The organism is Streptomyces niveiscabiei (assembly GCF_033794345.1).
Taxonomy (GTDB): Bacteria; Actinomycetota; Actinomycetes; order Streptomycetales; family Streptomycetaceae; genus Streptomyces; species Streptomyces niveiscabiei.
Genome location: NZ_JARAYJ010000001.1, coordinates 1 through 17,671, shown reverse-complemented (window position 1 = coordinate 17,671; position 17,671 = coordinate 1). Strand labels below are relative to the sequence as shown.

General features: G+C 73.0%; 15 protein-coding genes and 1 pseudogene. 6 read left to right on the top strand and 10 right to left on the bottom strand.

Features of this window, described 5'->3' with window-relative positions; genetic code table 11:
• Positions 1-369: pseudogene (locus PV682_RS00080) on the bottom strand (hypothetical protein); the annotation flags it as partial.
• A gap of 79 nt (positions 370-448) precedes the next feature.
• Here PV682_RS00080 and PV682_RS00075 point away from each other — a divergent pair.
• Entirely contained in the window at positions 449-2,089 is a 1,641-nt protein-coding gene (locus PV682_RS00075; protein ID WP_407705558.1) for a protein phosphatase 2C domain-containing protein, read from the top strand.
• Positions 2,090-2,196: 107 nt separating this feature from the next.
• On the opposite strand, the gene PV682_RS00070 is transcribed toward PV682_RS00075, so the two are convergent.
• On the bottom strand, positions 2,197-3,663 hold the full coding sequence (locus PV682_RS00070; RefSeq protein ID WP_407705557.1) for a helix-turn-helix domain-containing protein: 1,467 nt from the start codon (positions 3,661-3,663) through the stop codon (positions 2,197-2,199).
• 240 nt (positions 3,664-3,903) lie between these two features.
• On the opposite strand from PV682_RS00070, the gene PV682_RS00065 reads away from it, so the two are divergent.
• Positions 3,904-4,521, top strand: coding sequence for a hypothetical protein (locus PV682_RS00065; RefSeq protein WP_319722592.1), 618 nt, complete (start codon positions 3,904-3,906; stop codon positions 4,519-4,521).
• Positions 4,522-5,253: 732 nt separating this feature from the next.
• A complete protein-coding gene (locus tag PV682_RS00060; protein ID WP_319722590.1) occupies positions 5,254-5,724 on the top strand; it encodes an ATP-binding protein in 471 nt (156 codons plus the stop codon).
• A gap of 91 nt (positions 5,725-5,815) precedes the next feature.
• On the opposite strand, the gene PV682_RS00055 is transcribed toward PV682_RS00060, so the two are convergent.
• Together PV682_RS00055 and PV682_RS00050 are read right to left on the bottom strand one after the other, a co-directional pair.
• On the bottom strand, positions 5,816-6,880 hold the full coding sequence (locus PV682_RS00055; protein ID WP_319722588.1) for a DUF2637 domain-containing protein: 1,065 nt from the start codon (positions 6,878-6,880) through the stop codon (positions 5,816-5,818).
• A gap of 316 nt (positions 6,881-7,196) precedes the next feature.
• On the bottom strand, positions 7,197-8,042 hold the full coding sequence (locus tag PV682_RS00050; protein ID WP_319722586.1) for a (2Fe-2S)-binding protein: 846 nt from the start codon (positions 8,040-8,042) through the stop codon (positions 7,197-7,199).
• 157 nt (positions 8,043-8,199) lie between these two features.
• Between PV682_RS00050 and PV682_RS00045 the strand changes: the two genes are divergently transcribed.
• Entirely contained in the window at positions 8,200-8,967 is a 768-nt protein-coding gene (locus PV682_RS00045) for a GntR family transcriptional regulator (protein WP_319722584.1), read from the top strand.
• A gap of 63 nt (positions 8,968-9,030) precedes the next feature.
• Here PV682_RS00045 and PV682_RS00040 read toward each other — a convergent pair whose 3' ends face one another.
• The 4 genes from PV682_RS00040 to PV682_RS00025 are packed head-to-tail and all read right to left on the bottom strand — an operon-like array spanning position 9,031 to position 13,905.
• Complete coding sequence (locus PV682_RS00040; protein ID WP_319722582.1) at positions 9,031-10,152, bottom strand: XdhC/CoxI family protein; 1,122 nt, start codon at positions 10,150-10,152, stop codon at positions 9,031-9,033.
• 11 nt (positions 10,153-10,163) lie between these two features.
• Positions 10,164-12,545, bottom strand: a complete 2,382-nt coding sequence (locus PV682_RS00035; RefSeq protein WP_319722580.1) for a xanthine dehydrogenase family protein molybdopterin-binding subunit — start codon at positions 12,543-12,545, stop codon at positions 10,164-10,166.
• Positions 12,546-12,547: 2 nt separating this feature from the next.
• The gene (locus tag PV682_RS00030; protein ID WP_319722577.1) at positions 12,548-13,018 is read right to left on the bottom strand and encodes a (2Fe-2S)-binding protein; all 471 of its coding nucleotides are present in this window, start codon (positions 13,016-13,018) and stop codon (positions 12,548-12,550) included.
• Positions 13,018-13,905, bottom strand: a complete 888-nt coding sequence (locus PV682_RS00025; protein ID WP_319722575.1) for an FAD binding domain-containing protein — start codon at positions 13,903-13,905, stop codon at positions 13,018-13,020. The genes PV682_RS00030 and PV682_RS00025 overlap by 1 nt, the downstream gene beginning before the upstream one ends.
• 277 nt (positions 13,906-14,182) lie before the next feature.
• Between PV682_RS00025 and PV682_RS00020 the strand changes: the two genes are divergently transcribed.
• Complete coding sequence (locus PV682_RS00020; protein ID WP_319722574.1) at positions 14,183-16,096, top strand: PucR family transcriptional regulator; 1,914 nt, start codon at positions 14,183-14,185, stop codon at positions 16,094-16,096.
• Positions 16,097-16,294: 198 nt separating this feature from the next.
• Positions 16,295-17,068: a hypothetical protein gene (locus PV682_RS00015; RefSeq protein ID WP_319722572.1), complete on the top strand. Its 774-nt coding sequence runs from the start codon at positions 16,295-16,297 to the stop codon at positions 17,066-17,068.
• A gap of 214 nt (positions 17,069-17,282) precedes the next feature.
• Here PV682_RS00015 and PV682_RS00010 read toward each other — a convergent pair whose 3' ends face one another.
• The gene (locus PV682_RS00010) at positions 17,283-17,474 is read right to left on the bottom strand and encodes a hypothetical protein (protein ID WP_319722568.1); all 192 of its coding nucleotides are present in this window, start codon (positions 17,472-17,474) and stop codon (positions 17,283-17,285) included.
• On the bottom strand, positions 17,461-17,670 hold the full coding sequence (locus PV682_RS00005) for a hypothetical protein (protein ID WP_319722566.1): 210 nt from the start codon (positions 17,668-17,670) through the stop codon (positions 17,461-17,463). The genes PV682_RS00010 and PV682_RS00005 overlap by 14 nt, the downstream gene beginning before the upstream one ends.
• Position 17,671 lies beyond the last annotated feature (1 nt).

Below are 17,671 nucleotides of genomic sequence, written 5' to 3'. Positions count from 1 at the left end.
GCTCTCGTCGCCTCCGGCAGACTCGCCCCAGCCCTCGCCGCCGCCGGCCGCTTCTGTGCCGCCCTCGGTCGCTTCCGCGCAGCCTTCCTTGCCCTCGGCCGCTTCCGCGCAGCTCTCGTCGCCTCCGGCAGACTCGCCCCAGCCTTCGCCGCCGCCGGCCGCTTCTGTGCCGCCCTCGGTCGCTTCCGTGCCGCCTTCCTTGCTCTCGGCGGATTCCCCGCAGCTCTCGTCGCCTCCGGCAGACTCGCCCCAGCCTTCGCCGCCGCCGGCCGCTTCCGTGCCGCCCTCGGCCGCTTCCGCGCAGCCTTTCTTGCCCTCGGCGGATTCCCCGCAGTCCTCGTCGCCCCCGGCCGACTCGCCCCGACCCACGCCGCCCCGCCCCTCCCCGGCCGGGCTCACCTCGTACCGAGCCCCCTGGGAGCCGCCGCCCGCGGTTCCGGCCGGGCCGGTGAGCTTTCCGCCGGGTCCTCTGCCGCCGGGCTTCGCCGAGTGCCCGGAACCGACCGGGTCCGGGACCTCGTATGCTTCCCAGACTCCGGAGGACTCCTCGGCGCGGCACGTTCCGTCGACCTCCGAGGCACCCACACCGTGGGACGCCGCTTCGGCTCCGGGTTACGGCGAGCCGGCGGGGCCGTACTCAGCTGTGCCTGTTGAGGCGCCTGTACCCCGGGACGCCGCTTCGGTTCCGGGCTCTGCCCAGCCGTCGGGTCTGCGTTCAGGTGTGCCTGTCGAGGCGCCCGTACCCGAGGACGCAGTTCCGGTCCCCGCCCAGCCGTCAGGTCCCCCTTCAGCCCTGCCCGTCGACGCCCCCGCGACCCCGGCCTCCGCCACCCCCCTCACCCGGAAGACCCTCGACGAACCCCGCCCCCACCTCAAGCCCTACATCGGCTCGGGCCCGCCCACGTACGACGCCGACCCGACCGCTCTCCCTCTCGCCGACCCCGACGCCCTGGACGACCTCGTCCCGGACACCGTGCTGGACGGCGCCCGGTACGGGGCCGGGACGCTGCGGGCCGTGAGCCTGCGGGGCGACTCCGCGCGGTACCGGGGTGAGCCCCGGCGGGACGCGCTGCTCACGGCGCGTTTCGGGTACGGCGAGAACGCGCTGGTGCTCGTCGCGATGGCGACCGGCGCGAGGGCGACGGCCGGGGCGCACAGGGCTGCCGCGGAGGTGTGCCGGTGGATCGGACGGGCGGTGGGGCGCAGCCATGTGCGGCTCGCGGAGGACATCAGGGCGGGCAGGCGGGGGGACCTGAAGTCGGGGCTGCACCGGCTCACGGACCGCAGCCTCGGCCGGCTGCGGGCCGGCGCGGCGGAGCAGGGGCTCACCCCCGAGGAGTACACGGCGACCCTGAGGTGCCTGCTCCTGCCCGCGGACCCCGCCTGCCGGACCCGCGTGTTCTTCGGCGTGGGCGAGGGCGGCCTGTTCCGGCTGCGCGGCGACGAGTGGCAGGACATCGAACCGGCGCCGGGAGAGCCGGCCGGGGAACCGGACCTCACCGCGAGGCCCCGGGGAAACCCCCGCGAACCACTCCCGCACACCCGTGACGCGACGCTCCCGGACACCCCGCCCCTGCCCGCCCCGGACGGTACGGCGCCGGCCGGCCCGTCCGAGGAGAACCTGAGCGGCCCGTACGAGGCGAACCCGGCGGGCCCGTACGCCGCCCCAGGGTCACGCGCCTTGAACCAGCCCGGCCCGTACGCCCCAGGGCCACGCGCCCTGAACCAGCCCGGCCCAGACGCGGGCGCACGCACGCCCAGCCCACCCCGCCCGACCGGACCGTACAGCGCGGCCCCCTCCCCCCGGCCCGCCGCGTCTCACGCCGACCACCCCACCCCCTACGACCATCTCCCGCCCCCCGACCCCTTCCTCTTCCGTACCTCCGTAGCCCGACCGGGCGACACCCTCCTCATGTGCACGGCCGGCCTCGCCGACCCCCTCCGGGGAGAGCTGGAGCTCGCCGGGCACCTCACCGCCCGCTGGGCCGGGGCCCCCGTCCCGGGCCTCGCGGAGTTCCTCGCGGACATCCAGATCAGGGTGAAGGGGTACGCGGACGACAGGACGGCCGCGGCGGTCTGGGAGGCGTGAGCACGGCACCTGTGCCTGACCGGGCTGTATGTCGAAGCCCCCGCTGGACGGGGGAGCCGGCCGCATGGTCCAGCCGGCCCGCTCCGGAACATCCCCCGCCCTTGAGGTCAGTCGGTGTACGGACGCCAGTTCCGGTTCAGGGTGTCGTACACGTACCTCGGCAGGCCCGTGATCGCCGTCGTACGGAAGGGACGGCCGGCGTCGTCGACCCGTACCGTGCCCGTACGGCCCTGTGACGACCAGTCCAGCTCCAGGTACCAGGAGCAGTCGCAGCCCGTCGTGCGCGCCGTCACGAGCAGGATCTCCGGGTCCTTCGCGGAGACGCGGTACGGGAAGCTGACGGCGGGGAGTTCGGTGCCCGCGTCGTTGCCCGGCATCGAGTGGGCGATCGGGCGGTCCTTGTCGAGGTCGACGGCGAACTCGCGGGGCGTGAGGGAGCCGCCGCAGCCCTGGTCCATGGCGTACGCGTTCCCGGCGGCGGGCGTGCCCCGGCCGACCACGCGCACACGCAGCGCCTCCAGCACGACCGCCGTGTCCGAGCGGCCCTGCACGGAGACGCGCACCATCGTCTCCTTGCCGTGCAGCCCGCCCTCGGCCGCCGCCCAGGCGCGCGCGTCCTGGGACATCGGGGGCGGGGGGACCTGCGCGGGCGGCTGGTCGATGACGTAGTAGTGGCCGCAGCCCTGGTTCCAGACGTGCGAGTCGACGCTCCAGGTGAGGGGCGTACCGGTGAACGGCTGCTCGCCGGGCGCGCCGGAGCCGGCCGGCGACGCGGACACCCCCGCCCCGGGCCCGGCCCCGACCCCGGCCTCGGCTGAGGGCCCACCCCCCTTCACCGAGGGCGACACCGACGGCGACGGCGAGCCGCTCCCGCTCGCACGCGGCGTCACCTTCCCCGGCCGCGAACTGAGCGACGGCACGTCGTTCCCCGCCTGCGCGGTCGCCCCGGGAGCCCCGGGCCGCCGGTCGTCCGGCAGCGCGGACAGCGTCCCGACCGTCGCCGCGACGACACACGCGACAGCGGCGAACACGACCGCACGACGCCGGTACCAGGCCCGGGGCCGGGACGGGGTCGAGTCCCGTACGACGGTGTCGATACCGTCGCCGTCGCCGTCGCCGTCGATGCCGGTGCCGCCCCCGGCGTCGGCCGCCGCACCGGCACCGGCACGGAGTGACACCCCCACCTCGGCCCCCGAGCCCGCTACACCGGCCGCCGCCCCTGAACCCGCCTCGGCCGGGAGGCCCTCCGTGCCCGTTGCCCCGTCAGCCCCCGCCCCGTCCCCGGTCCCCCCGTCCCCCTTCCGCCCCCGCTCCTGCCGTCCCTGGCGCTCCTGGACCGCCAGTAACCACAGCCGGTGCAGTTCGAGGCGTTCCTCCGGGGTCGCTCCGCAGAAGCCCGCGAGCCGTTCGACGGGGGCGAAGTCCTGGGGGACGGCTTCGCCCGCGCAGTACCGGTGGAGGGTGGAGGTGTTCATGCCCAGGCGCCGCGCGAGGGAGCCGTAGCTGCGGTCCGTGCGGGACTTCAGGTCCCGCAGGCGTTCCGCGAAGTCCGCCGCATGCTGGCCGCTCGTCACCGTGCCCCCGTGGTGTCCGGGCCTGGGACGGCATCCCAGGCACTCGTATATCTGCACGTCAGCAGGGGTGGGATGGTTCCATCCCCGGCGGACGGCCGCTGTCGCTTGCGGTGCTCCCCCGTGGCCCCTGATGCTCATGGTGTCGCACCGAACGGCCCGGTCGGAACCGACCCGCTGCGCCGACGGTACGCCGGGGTGCGACCCCTTCACATCCACGTACACACTCACGGGGGACCACCCATGCGTACTCGCCTGCACGCGGCCGTGCTCACCGCGCTCTCCGCCGTCTGTCTGACGGTCGTCACCGCGACCGCCGTACCCGCCGCCACGAACCCGGCCCCGCCGGGCTTCCTCGCGGCCGGCGACCTGCCGCCGTACCTCTCCTCCCCGTGGACGGCGGGCCCGGTCACCGCGGGTGTCCCGGAGGAGGTCGAGGAGGACACGTGCCTGGGCAAGGCCCTGAGCGGCGGCGGGACCTGGTCGCGCACGTTCCGCACCGACCTCGACGCGGGGGCCTGGCAGGTGAGCGTGGTGCTGCCCGACGAGACGCAGGCGAAGGGGCGTTACGCCCGGATCGTCAAGGACTTCCGCTCCTGCGCCGAGCGGATCGAGCAGAAGTACCCGGACATCCAGGCCGAGTTCAAGGACTACGGCGCGGTGAAGGTCGAGGAGGGCGCGCACGTCTTCGGCCTGCACACGGCCGCCGAGTGGGGCGCGCTCGACGTACGGCTGCTGGGCGTCGGCCGGGACGGGCGGACCGTCACCGTCGTCGACTGGGGGCAGCTGGGGACGTTCGAGGACGCGCCGGTGAAGGCGTTCAAGAAGACCACGGTCACGGCGGTGAACAAGCTCCGCTGACCATCCGGGACGGGGCCGCCCTCACGCATGGGGGACGAGAGGGCGGCCCCAGCACCACGCCCCGGCACCACGCCCCGGCAGTGCCGTATCTGCGGCGCCGGTTCCCCTCCGCGTCACCTCTACGTCGGGCCCTGACCCCCTCCGTGGCCCGCTCTCGGCGTCGCGCTCGCGCCACGTCTCCCGTTCACCCGCCGCTCACCCGCCCGTGACCAGCACCGGGCCCTCGTCCGCACCACCCCGCCTCCCGGACGCGCGTCGGTTTCCGGCCAAGTTCACGTGCACGGCGCGGGCCCGCGGCGCGCTCCGCGGCCCGTAACCCGGTGACAGGCTCTGGCCCGGGCTCCGGTCGGGCTACGACGGGTTCGGGAGCCGGGGCTCGACGCGGGGGACCGACCCGTACGCCGGGGGCGCGTAGACCGGGCGGTGTCCGGAGGGCGTCGCGGGGTGTCCGCGTCGCGCAAAGCACACACCACCGCCCTTCCCGCTCGCGTACACGCCGCGCAGAAGCCCGGTGTCCTGGCGGTCACCCCGAAGCGGGCCAGTGGCATATGCCCCGGGCCTTTGTCGGCAGGTCAGGGGTGTCGGGGTCGACATGACACCCCGTGCCGACAACATGGCCGAACACCTGGGCGTCGGCGACGGCCCATGACTGCCGCCCGCCTCACGGGGCATGGATCCCCGTGAACGTGTTCGAGCAGGGGGGAAACCGACATCGGCGCGCGGGCGGGGGTCATGAAGAGGCAGGCACGAGGGGGCGGTCCCACGGCGATCGGGGCCTCCTCGGCGAGACGGACAGGCGAGGACTCCATCGACACGGGGCAGCCGCAGCTGAGACGGCGGCTGGGGCGGGCGGACCTGGGCGCGGTGCCCGAGGTCCGGCACGCGCTCAGGGAACTGCTGCACAACTGGGGAAAACCGGGCCGCTCGGACATCGCCGAGCTGCTCACCAGCGAACTGGTCACCAACGCGCTGCTCCACACCGACGACGACGCGGTCCTGACGGCGTCCGTCGGCCCCGACGGACTCCACGTGGAGGTACGGGACTTCGTGGACCGGCTGCCCCGCCCGCAGGCGCCGCGCGCCGACGACGGCACCCACGGCCGGGGCCTGCTGCTGGTCCAGGCCCTCGCGGACTCCTGGGGGATCAGGCCGCACGGCATCGGCAAGGCGATCTGGTTCGAACTCGACGCGGACGCCGCGTAGTTCGCGCGGCGGATCGCCGCAGGACGCACAACGGGGCGGGGGCGCGGCCCTGTTCAGGTCGCGCCCCCGCCCCGAGGTACTCCGTACGGCATCAGCCGAACTGCTGCTCCAGATCCTTGAGCTTGCGCTCCAGGGAGTCCAGTCGCGGCAGCGCCATCGTGTCGTCCTCCGCGGTCAGGTCGACGGTCGTGGGCGAGGCGGCGGACGCCTCGGAGCCGTGCCGGACCGGAGAGAGGGACGGACGCTGGCGGACCGGAAGCTGCTCCGGTGCTCCGGCGCCGGCTATGGCAGGCTCCGAGGAGGCCGCGACCCGCTCCAGGGCGACCTCGGCGGGCGCCTCCATCGGACGGCCGCCGCGCCCCGGGAAGCCCCGGTGACCCCGGCTGATCGCCTTCAACTGGGCCTTCTCCACGCGCTGCTGGTCACGCCGCAGCCGCTTCGACTCCTCCTTGCGCTGCTTGTCGTCGCGCACCTCGTCGACTGCCTCGTCGAGGCTGCGGACGTTCTCCAGGAGCATCAGCGACCATGCCTTGTACGTCTCGCGCGGAGCCCTTATCCAGCGCACGACACGGATCTGCGGCAGCGGACGCGGCACCAGACCCTGCTCGCGCAGCGCGGCCCGGCGGGTCTGCTTCAGCGCCCGGTCGAAGAGGACCGCGGCGGACAGGGACATCCCGGCGAAGAACTGGGGCGCGCCGTCGTGACCCAGACCCCGGGGCGCGTGCACCCAGTTGAACCAGGCGGCAGCGCCCGCGAACGTCCACACCAGTATCCGGGAGCCGAGCGCCGCGTCACCGTGGCTCGCCTCGCGCACCGCGAGGACCGAGCAGAACATGGCCGCACCGTCGAGGCCGAACGGGACGAGGTACTCCCACCCGTTGGAAAGGCCGAGGTTCTCCCGGCCGAAGCCGACCAGCCCCCGGTAGGAGAGCGCCGCGGCGACGGCGGCGCAGCAGAACAGCAGGACATAGGAGGCCATGCCGTAGAACGCTTCCTTGCGCCTACGCCGTTCCTCGCTGCGCTCCCAGGAGTCGTCCTTGGCGTGCTCCCCGCCGGACCGCTTGCTCCGCGCGAGCACCGCCATCGCCGCCAGCAGGCCCAGGAGCAGTACGGCGCCCGGAAGCAGCCAGTTCAGCGATATGTCGGTCAGTCTCATCTGGAGTCCCTTGCATTGGGATAGGGCGTATCGCCCGCCATATTGGCCCAATCCCACCGGCCCTCAAGGGGGTTTCGGGGCAAGAGGCCGCCAAGGAGGTGCAAGGGGATGCCCACGGCGACGTTCTGCTCGAACTGCTGCTTGAGCGGCGGGAGTTGAGTTCGAATAAGACTACCCGTACGGATGGTTCCACGGAAAGTTCCCGCGGCTGGTGAGGAAATTGTGAATCCCCTGTTACCGTACGGCCGTCCCGTTCGGCGATGATCTTACGACAGCACCGGACGAACCCCGCACCGAGGGGGTGTTTGAGCCGGCGTCAACTCGCCGCGGTGGCCGTGAGCTTGGCGATCCGCTCCGCGTCGCGGGTGCGCGGACACGTCACGCACATGTCGTCCGGGTCGATCGTGTAGTACATGCAGCAGCTCGCCCGGTCCCGCGTCGGCAGCGACTGCCCGTCGGGGCCGGTGAGTTCACGGAACGCCGCCGTCCCCACGTAGGGCCGCGTCGCCCCCGGCAGCAGCAACTCCAGCTCCCGGCGCGCCCGTTCCTTCTCCTCTTCGCCCAGCAGCGCGGCGACGTACCAGACGCCCTCGACGATCTCGTCGGTCACCATCGCCCACAGCGCCCGGCCCCTGCGCCGCATACGCGGGCCGAAGCCCGCCAGCAGCGGCTCGTGGTGCTCGGCGACCGCCGCGCGCAGCTCCGCCCTCAGCGCCTCCTCGTCCGGCACGACCCGCGCCCCCGGCCGCCCCGCCGCCGGGTCGCCCGGCAGACACGCGAACGCCTCCGGCGTACGGACCGCGAGGCGCATCCCCTCCGTCCGGTCGTACGAGACATGCGTCACGGGGAAGCGCGGCACCCGGCGGTGCAGGAACCAGGGGATCGTGAACAGCAGACACGCCGGCCACGAGTAGCGGTGCAGGCCGAAGCTCGCGACCACGTCCGGGCGGCCCTTCCTGCCGTGGTCCCGCAGGATCTGCGCGTCGTCCCAGGCGAGGTACCGCTCCAGCTCGGCGTTTCCCTCGGCCAGCCCCGCCGCCGAGACCCAGCCCGGGGCGGTGGGCGCCGGTTCGCCGTCCCCGATGTGCCGCACCGTGACGCTCGGGCAGACCTCCGTCAGGCGGGCGTACGCGTCGTGCACGACGGGCGGGGGAGTGGGCATGCCGGGGCCACCGATCCACGAGTTTCTGAAGGTAAGCCTAACCTTACCCATGATGGTTGGGATTTGAACTGAGAGCCGGTGGGCCTAAGGTGCTTGACGGACGAGTAACAACCGGTCGTAATGGCCCCAAGTACCGACAAGCCCGGAGGAGACCCCCGTGACCCCTGCCACACCGGGCTCCTACGAGCCCTACGGGATCGCCGCCGCGCGCTTAGAGGGCCACGCCGACGCCGAGTACGCCGGTGAGGCCACCGAACGCCGGGCGAGCGTGCCTCAGCAGGGTTTCGCGCGAGGCGAGCACACCCACAGCGAGCTGCCGATCCCCCGGCCCCGGCCGATCGTCCAACGCGCCTCCGTCCGGGGGCAGATCCTCGACGCGCTGCGCTCCGCGCTGGGGACCGGTGAACTCCTCCCCGGCGAGGTCTACTCCGCCCCCGCCCTCGGCGACCGCTTCGGCGTCTCCGCGACACCGGTCCGCGAAGCCATGCAGCAACTCGCCCTCGAAGGCGCCGTCGAGGTCGTCCCCAACCGCGGCTTCCGCGTGGTCGAGCGCGGTGCGCGGGAGCTGGCGGAACTGGCCGAGATACGCGGCCTCATAGAAGTACCGGTGATACTCCGCCTGGCCCGTACTGTTCCGTGCGAACGCTGGGCGGAATTGCGGCCGTTGGCGGAGGCGAGCGTGCGGGCGGCGACATCGGGCTGCCGGGCCACCTACGCGGAGGCGGACCGGGCGTTCCACGGGGCACTGCTCGGGTTCTCCGGCAATGGCCAACTGGTGCGGATCGCCGAGGACTTGCACAGGCGGACGCAGCAGGGGAGCGGGGACCTGCTGGCGGACGCGGCGGATCATGTGCGGTTGGTGGAGGCGCTGGTGGGAGGGGACTTGGAGACGGTGAGGGTGTTGGTGGGGGAGCACTTCGGGTGAGTGGCCGGGTGCGGGAGCGTCGTGGTTGCAGCAGTCGTGGTTGCAGCAGAAGACACAACCCCCTCAGGCCACCGCCCCCAACCTCTTCCCCCCGCCCTCCTCATGGTGGATCGGCGTATGCGCCCCGGTCAGCGGCACCCCGCTGCCGCCCCGCCGACTGGCAGTGATCTCCGCCGCGATCGACAGGGCCGTCTCCTCGGGCGTACGCGCCCCCAGGTCGAGGCCGATCGGGGAGTGGAGGCGGGTCAGCTCCAGGTCGGTCACGCCCTCTTCACGCAGGCGGGTCAGCCGGTCCAGGTGGGTCCGGCGGGAGCCCATCGCGCCGATGTAGGCGACGGGGAGCCGCAGGGCCAGCCGCAGCAGCGGTACGTCGAACTTCGCGTCGTGGGTCAGCACGCACAGGACCGTCCGGGCGTCCACCTCGGTGCGGGCGAGGTACTGGTGGGGCCACTCCACGACCACCTCGTCGGCCTCGGGGAACCGCGCCCGCGTCGTGAAGACCGGCCGCGCGTCGCACACGGTCACGTGATACCCGAGGAACTTCCCGATCCGCACCAGCGCCGACGCGAAGTCGATCGCCCCGAACACGATCATCCGGGGCGGCGGGACGGACGACTCGACCAGCAGCGTCACCGGCGCCCCGCACCGCGCCACCTCCACGGTCCCGGTCCGCCCCGCGTCGAGGAACGCCCGCACCTCCGCGACCGCCGTACGGTCGGCCTCGAACCCGGCGGGCAGGCCGAGGGACCCCTCGTAGGAACCGTCCGGGCGCACGAGCAGGGCGCGCCCCAGCGCCTCCGACGGCCCCCGCACCACCCGGGCCAGCGCCAGGCTCTCCCCGGCGGCGACGCCCCGGACCGCGGCGGCCGGCACCCGCCGGACCGGCGTCACCAGCACATCGATGACGCCTCCGCACGTCAGCCCCACGGCGAACGCGTCCTCGTCGCTGTACCCGAACCGCTCGACCACCGCGGACCCGTCCGCCAACGCCTGCCGGCACAGCTCGTACACGGCCCCCTCCACACACCCCCCGGACACCGACCCCACGGCCACCCCGTCCGCGTCGACGGCCAGCGCGGCCCCCGGCAGCCGGGGCGCGCTCCCCTCCACGGCGACCACCGTGGCCACCGCGAACTCCCGCCCCTCCGCCGCCCATCGGCTCAGTTCCCCGGAGATATCCAGCATCGCAAGCCTCCTCACGCCGTCCCGGTGAGGTGTTCGGGACGAACCGGCGTCCGGTTCAGCTCAAGCCCCGTGGCCGCGCGAATCGCCGCGAGAACAGCGGGAGTCGAGGACAGGGTCGGCGCCTCACCGACACCCCGCAGCCCGTACGGCGCGTGCTCGTCGGCGAGTTCGAGGATGTCGACCGGAATGGTCGGCGTATCGAGGATGGTTGGGATCAAGTAGTCCGTGAAGGAGGGGTTGCGCACCTTCGCCGTCCTGGGATCGACGATGATCTCCTCCATCACGGCGATCCCGAGCCCCTGCGTCGTACCGCCCTGGATCTGCCCGACGACGGACAGCGGATTCAGCGCCTTGCCCACGTCCTGCGCGCACGCCAGCTCGATCACCTTCACCAGCCCCAGCTCCGTGTCGACCTCGACGACGGCCCGGTGCGCGGCGAAGGTGTACTGCACGTGCCCGTTCCCCTGACCGGTGCGCAGGTCGAAGGGTTCGGTCGGCCGGTGCCGCCACTCGCGCTCCACTTCCACGCTCTCGCCGTCGAGCACGTCCGCGAGATCCGCCAGCACCTCTCCCGCGTCGGTGACGACCTTCCCCCCTTCGAGCAGCAACTCCGCGTGCGCCCACGCCGGGTGGTACGTACCGAACTTCCGCCGCCCGATCTCCAGCACCCGTTCCCGCACCAGCTCGCAGGCGTGTCTGACGGCCCCGCCGGTGACGTACGTCTGCCGGGACGCGGACGTCGAACCGGCGCTGCCCACCTGCGTGTCGGCGGGATGGATGGTCACCTGGGAGACGCCCAGCTCGGTCCGGGCGATCTGCGCGTGGACGGTCACCCCGCCCTGCCCGACCTCGGCCATGGCGGTGTGCACGACGGCGACGGCCTCGCCCCCGACAACCTCCAGCCGGACACGGGCAGTTGAGTAGTCGTCGAATCCTTCCGAGAAGCCGACGTTCTTGATGCCGACCGCGTACCCGACCCCGCGCACGACCCCTTCGCCGTGCGTCGTGTTGGACAGGCCGCCCGGCAACTGGCGTACGTCGACGCCCTCGCTGCTCTCCCACTGCCGCTCCGGCGGCATCGGCAACGCCTTGACGCGCCGCAGGAGTTCGGCGACCGGCGCGGGTGAGTCGACCCGTTGTCCGGTCGGCAGCGAGGTCCCCTGCTCCATCGCGTTGAGCCGCCTGAACTCGACGGGATCGAGCCCGAGCCGAGCGGCGACCTTGTCCATCTGGGCCTCGTACGCGAAGCACGCCTGCACCGCCCCGAAGCCGCGCATCGCCCCGCAGGGCGGGTTGTTGGTGTAGAGCGCGAGCGCCTCGATCTCGACGTCCTCGACGACGTAAGGCCCGACCCCGAGGGACGCCGCGTTGCCGACGACGGCGGGGCTCGCGGAGGCGTACGCGCCGCCGTCGAGGACGATGCGGCACCTGACGTGCGTGAGCTTGCCGTCGCGGGTCGCGCCGTGTTCGTAGAACAGCCGCGCGGGGTGCCGGTGGACGTGCCCGAAGAAGGACTCGAACCGGTTGTAGACCATCTTCACGGGCTTGCCGGTGCGCAGCGCGAGCAGACAGGCGTGGATCTGCATCGACAGGTCCTCGCGCCCGCCGAACGCGCCGCCGACCCCCGCGAGGGTCATCCGCACCTTGTCCTCGGGCAGCCCGAGCACGGGCGCCATCTGGCGGAGGTCGGAGTGGAGCCACTGGGTGGCGATGTAGAGGTGGACCCCGCCGTCCTCCTCGGGCACGGCGAGCCCCGACTCCGGCCCGAGGAACGCCTGGTCCTGCATGCCGAAGACGTACTCGCCGGTGACGATCACATCCGCCTTCCGGGCCGCCGCACCCACGTCGCCCCGGACGATCGGCTGCCGGTGCAGGACGTTCGGGTGCGGTACGTGCGCGAAGTGGTGGTCCGTACGGTTCTCGTGCACCAGCGGAGCGTGCGGCGCCGTGGCCGACAACTCGTCGGTGACAACCGGGAGTTCGCGGTACTCGACCTGGATCTTCGCGGCGGCGCGGCGCGCGGTCTCGGGGTGGTCGGCGGCGACGAGGGCGACGGGTTCGCCGTGGTGGCGGACCTTGCCGTGCGCGAGGACGGGCGTGTCCTGGACCTCAAGTCCGTAGTGGCGTACGTCAGTCGGCAGGTCGTCGTAGGTGAGGACGGCGTACACACCGGGAGTTGCGAGCGCCTCGGCGACGTCGATGGAGACGATCTCCGCGTGTGCCACCGGCGACCGCAGGATCTGCCCCCACAGCATGTCCTCGTGCCACATGTCGGAGGAGTACGCGAACTCCCCGGTGACCTTGAGGGTGCCGTCGGGCCGGAGGGTCGACTCACCGATGCCGCCGCGCACCGCGGCACCTTGGGTGAGTCCGACGGGAGTTGTACGAGGCACGGTCACCCTCCTTGCCGGGCCGCCGCGAGGCGTACGGCGTCCATGATCTTCTCGTAGCCCGTGCAGCGGCAGAGGTTGCCGGAGAGGGCTTCGCGGATGTCGGCGTCGGAGGGGCTCGGGTTGTGCTGGAGCATCTCGTCGGCGGCGACGAGCAGTCCGGGCGTGCAGAAGCCGCACTGGACGGCCCCGGCGTCGATGAACGCCTGCTGGATGGGCGCGAGCCCGCCCTCCTCGGCGGCGAGGCCCTCGACGGTGACGACCTCGCGGCCCTCGGCCTGCCCGGCGGCAACGAGGCACGAGCAGACGGGAATTCCGTCCAGCCGGACCGTGCAGGACCCGCATTCCCCTTGCTCGCAGGCGTTCTTGGAGCCCGGCAGCCCGAGCCGCTCGCGCAGGACGTAGAGGAGGGACTCCCCCTCCCAGACGTCGTCGGCTTCGCGTGGACGGCCGTTGACGGTGAAGTTGACGCGCATTACGCGACGCCTCCCTTCCGGAGCGAGGCCCGGTACGACTCCCAGGTCCAGGTGAGTGTGCGGCGGGCGAGGACGCCGACCGCGTGGCGGCGGTAGCTCGCGGTGCCGCGTACGTCGTCGATGGGGTTGCAGGCGGCGGCGCAGAGGTTCGCGAACTCCTTGGCCAGGGAAGGGGTGATGATCCGGCCGTTGTCCCAGAACCCGTTCTCGGCGAGCTCGGCGGCCAGGAACTCCTCCGCCGTTTTCGCGCGCACCGGCGTCGGCGCCGCCGACCCGATGCCCGTCCGCACGGTCCGCGTCTGCGGGTGCAGCGCGAGCCCGAACGCGCAGACGGCGATCACCATCGCGTTGCGGGTGCCGACCTTGGCGTACTGCTGCGGCCCGTCCGCCTTCTTGATGTGCACGGCGCGGATCAGCTCGTCGGGCGCGAGCGCGTTGCGCTTCACGCCGGTGTAGAAGTCGTCGATCGGGATACGGCGGCTGCCGCGCACCGACTCGGCCTCGACCTCGGCGCCGGCCGCGAGGAGCGCGGGGTGGGCGTCCCCGGCCGGGGAGGCGGTGCCGAGGTTGCCGCCGACGCCGCCCCGGTTGCGGATCTGCGGCGAGGCGACGGTGTGGGCGGCGAGCGCGAGGCCCGGCAGCTCGTCGCGCAGGTGCTCCATGATCCGCGTGTACGGGACGGAGGCGCCGAGCCGTACGGAGTCCTCGCCGACCTCCCACTCGTACAGATCGGTGATCCGGTTCAGGTCGAGCAGGTGCTCGGGTCGGCGGTGGTCGAAGTTGATCTCGACCATCACGTCGGTGCCGCCCGCGATCGGCACAGCGGTGGGGTGCTCCGCCTTCGTGGCGAGCGCCTCCTCCCAGCTGGCGGGGCGAAGGAAGTCCATGACCGGCTCTCTCCTACGTCGTCCGGATCCTGTCGTGTTCATCTCTTGTTCACGGGGATCACGGCCAGTACACAAGCCGCTGCGCCGACCGGGTCAGTCACCGAAACTCCGAAGGAGTTGGCTGGTCGGGAAGGTCATCTTGTAGATTCATATGAAGAGAAGGCCTCAGAAACCTCCCTGTCTTCCCACGGAAACACACGGAAACACGGGGGGACACGGGAAACGATTCCCGACCTCCATCGTAGATTTCGAGACACGGAAACGGCGGCGACGAACCATGCGGCTGCGCGCACTGCTGGACACCGACGCGCTGGGCCTCAGGCTGCTCGGCGGCGGGGACGAGCTGGACCGTACGGTCCGCGGGGTGATGACGACCGACCTGCGCGATCCGAGCCGCTATCTCGCGGGCGGCGAGCTGGTCCTGTCGGGGCTCGCCTGGCGCCGGGACGCGGCGGACTCCGAGCCGTTCGTCCAGGTCCTCGTGCAGGCCGGGGTCGTGGCGCTCGCGGCCGGGACCGCCGAGTTCGGGGAGGTCCCCGAGGACCTGGTGGTGGCCTGCGCGAAGCACCGGCTGCCGCTGTTCGGCGTCGACGAGTCGGTGTCGTTCGCGACGGTCACCGAGCACGTCGTCCGGCAGGTGTCGGGCGAGCGCGCCGGGGACCTCGCGGCGGTCGTGGACCGGCACCGCCGCATGATGACGTCCGGCCCCGCGGGCGGCGGCCCCGACGTCGTCCTCGACCTCCTCGGCTCCGACCTGGACCTGCGCGCGTGGGTCCTGTCGTCCACGGGACGGCTCGTCGCCGGGTCCCGGGGCGCGGCGCTGCCCGCCGAGCTCCGTACGCGGCTGGCCGCCGAGCACCTCGCGGCGGCGCGGACCGGCCGCCGCGGCCCCCAGCGCGTCCTGGCCGGCGCCACGACGTACTCCCTCTTCCCCGTCCGGGGCGGCGGCCGGGCCGCGCGGACGCCCCGGGACGTCCGCGAGACCGCCCTGACCGACTGGCTGCTGGCCGTCGAGGCGGACGCCGGGGACTGGCCCGACGAGCGCATGGACCTCCTGCACGGCGTCACCCAGCTGATCGCCGTCGAACGCGACCGCCGCGACGCCGCCCGCACGGTACGCCGCCGGCTCGCCCAGGAACTCCTGGACCTGATCCAGACGGGCGCCGCGCCCCCGGAGATCGCCGCACGCCTGCGGGTCGCGGCACCGGTCCTGCTGCCGGGGGTGGCGGCGGCTCCGCACTGGCAGGTGGTGGCGGCCCGGGTGGAGTGGACGAACACGGGGACCGGGACGGGCTCGGGCGGGGGTTCCGGCTCGGGCGCCGGTCATGGCGGGGGCGGGGGTTCCGGCTTGTCGCTCGGCTCGGGCCCCGGCTACGGCTCGGGCTCGGCTGTCGGCTCGGGATCCGGGGCCGTACGGGACTCCGGGCCGGTACGTGGTTCAGGCGCCGGTCGTGGTGACCGGGCGGCGGACGGCGGTGCCGTGGGTGCCCGGGGCGAGCGGGAGCCCGGCGGCTGGGGCGAGGGGGACGCCGGGGGCGGGGCCGTGGCGCAGGCGCTGCTGGAGGAGATCCTCGGCGGGAGGTTCGCGACGGGGGCCGAGCCGGCCGAGCGGATCGCCGTCGCGCACACCGGCGAGGAGGCCGTCGCGCTGGTTCCGCTGCCCTCGGTCGTCTCCGAGCACGACGGCTCCGAGACGGGCGTCCTCGCTGAGGCGCTCCTGGACGCCGTACGCGAACCCCTCGCCGCCGGGCTCGACGGGGACGGGCGGCTCACGCTGGGCGTCAGCGCGGCCGTGCACTCGGCGGAGGGGCTGCGCGGGGCGCTGGAGGAGGCGCGGCACGCGCGCAGGGTCGCGGCGGCGCGGCCGGGTCCCGTGTCGGCGGCCGGGCACCAGGAGCTGGCGTCGCACGTCCTGCTCCTGCCCTTCGTGCCGGACGACGTGCGGCGGGCGTTCACCGCGCGGCTGCTGGACCCGCTGCGCGAGTACGACCGGCGCCACCGCGCCGAGCTGATCCCGACGCTGGAGGCGTTCCTCGACTGCGACGGCTCCTGGACGCGGTGCGCGTCCCGGCTCCACCTGCACGTCAACACGTTGCGCTACCGCGTCGGCCGCATCGAGCAGTTGACGGGGCGGGACCTGTCGAAGCTGGAGGACAAGCTGGACTTCTTCCTGGCGCTCAGGATGAGTTGAGGCTCCGGCGGGGGCAAGTGGCGTGCGTTTCCGGTGAGTTGGCAGTGCCTACCCGGGGCCTGCCGCTGGTGAAACCCCGGCGGACCGGTTTCCCCCGACTTTGTGAAATCCTTCACCCGCCCCCTTGGCCCCGTGACACGATCCGTGCTGAGATGCGGCCACCACTCACAGCTCAAAGGCGTGCTCGGGGAGGGCAACGTGGCGCACACCGCCATGTCTGGTTACGGAACGACCCCTGGTGACGATCCCCTCCAGACCGCGGTATGGCGGTTGCGGTCACGTGCGTGCTGGGTCGACGCGGTGGCCCTGCTGCCGGCCGACACCGCGGCGGGTTCCCTGCAACGGGCCTCTCTGCTCGTCGAACGGTGCCTGTACACGGAGCAGGGGTGGGCCGACGCGGAGGACGCGCTGCGGGGGGCCGAGGCGCTGGCCCACTCCGACTCCGAGCGGGGCGCCGCCGCTTGTGAACGCGGGTACTTGGCCTACGCGTCCACTCTGCACGGGGTGCGCGACCGCACCGACGAGGCGCGTGCCGCCCTTGGCCGCGCCGCCGCGCTGATCCCTCCGGGGGTGACACAGAGGGCCCTGCTCGACTTCCGTCGGGGGCTCCTCGCCGAGAACCTCGCGAGTTCGCCTCAGGCCGCGCGGGCTGCGTATCGGCGGGCCCACACTGCTGCTGCCGAGGCGTCCGACTCCCTGCTGCTGTCGTTCACTTGGCGCCACCTCGCCGGACTGGCCCTGAGAGACGGGGAGTTGACGGAGGCCCGGCACGGCTTCGCCGAATCCCTGCGGCTGCGGGAGGAGTTGGGGTACCTGGTGGGGACGGCTCCGGCACTGGCGTCGTTGGCGGACGCGGAAGTCGAGCCGGAGGCTTCGAGGCTGCGGGAGGAGGCGAGGAGGTTGTTCCAGCTGCTGGGGGGCGTACCTACGTGGCTGGCACGGCAGTTGGGGGTGGTGAAAGATGCGTCGTAGGTCGGCTGCCGGCCGGTGGGGGGTCTTCGTGGTCTGACCCGAACACAGAAAAACCCCGCTGTTGAACAAGACCCCACCCGCTGGTCATCAGGGGAACGGACGCAGCGGGCGGGGTCGCTTGAGGGGGGTCAGGTGGTGAAACGGGCGACGGCCCACGCCACGACGAGGGTCCACACGGCCGCGGCGAGGACAACCACGACGGTGCACACGGCCCTCATGCGAGGTCCAGCGTGGAGGGCCGCGCGTTCCACTCGATACCGCCGCGTTCGGGCCGTACCCATGCCATGGGGATCGGCTTGCGGTACGCGGGAAGCTGGTTCTCGTCCACGTCCTCGCAGATGGCCATGAGGACGCCGGTGCGTACGCCGTCCGTGACGGTCTTCCCGATGTGCTCAGCGGTCACCATGGGCCGCCTCCCGCTTGCAGTCGGGGCAGTTCTCGTAGGGGCAGGGGGTGAAGGTCGGCGTGGGGAGTTCGATCTCGCCGGTCTGGACGTTGAGGACGCCGCCGTACTCGGTCCGCCAGTCCGTCAGCGGTGACGCGTCCGCCTCTTCCGTGCCGTCCAGGAGCCGGACGAGCTGAGGCTCACCGAGGGCGCTCACG

Bases quoted from the DNA above. Each gene is read 5' to 3' on its own strand.
- PV682_RS00065 (WP_319722592.1), top strand. From the start codon at position 3,904: ATGCGTACTCGCCTGCACGCGGCCGTGCTCACCGCGCTCTCCGCCGTC.
- PV682_RS00060 (WP_319722590.1), top strand. From the start codon at position 5,254: ATGAAGAGGCAGGCACGAGGGGGCGGTCCCACGGCGATCGGGGCCTCC.
- PV682_RS00055 (WP_319722588.1), bottom strand. From the start codon at position 6,880: ATGAGACTGACCGACATATCGCTGAACTGGCTGCTTCCGGGCGCCGTA.
- PV682_RS00050 (WP_319722586.1), bottom strand. From the start codon at position 8,042: ATGCCCACTCCCCCGCCCGTCGTGCACGACGCGTACGCCCGCCTGACG.
- PV682_RS00040 (WP_319722582.1), bottom strand. From the start codon at position 10,152: ATGCTGGATATCTCCGGGGAACTGAGCCGATGGGCGGCGGAGGGGCGG.
- PV682_RS00030 (WP_319722577.1), bottom strand. From the start codon at position 13,018: ATGCGCGTCAACTTCACCGTCAACGGCCGTCCACGCGAAGCCGACGAC.
- PV682_RS00025 (WP_319722575.1), bottom strand. From the start codon at position 13,905: ATGGACTTCCTTCGCCCCGCCAGCTGGGAGGAGGCGCTCGCCACGAAG.
- PV682_RS00020 (WP_319722574.1), top strand. From the start codon at position 14,183: ATGCGGCTGCGCGCACTGCTGGACACCGACGCGCTGGGCCTCAGGCTG.
- PV682_RS00010 (WP_319722568.1), bottom strand. From the start codon at position 17,474: ATGGTGACCGCTGAGCACATCGGGAAGACCGTCACGGACGGCGTACGC.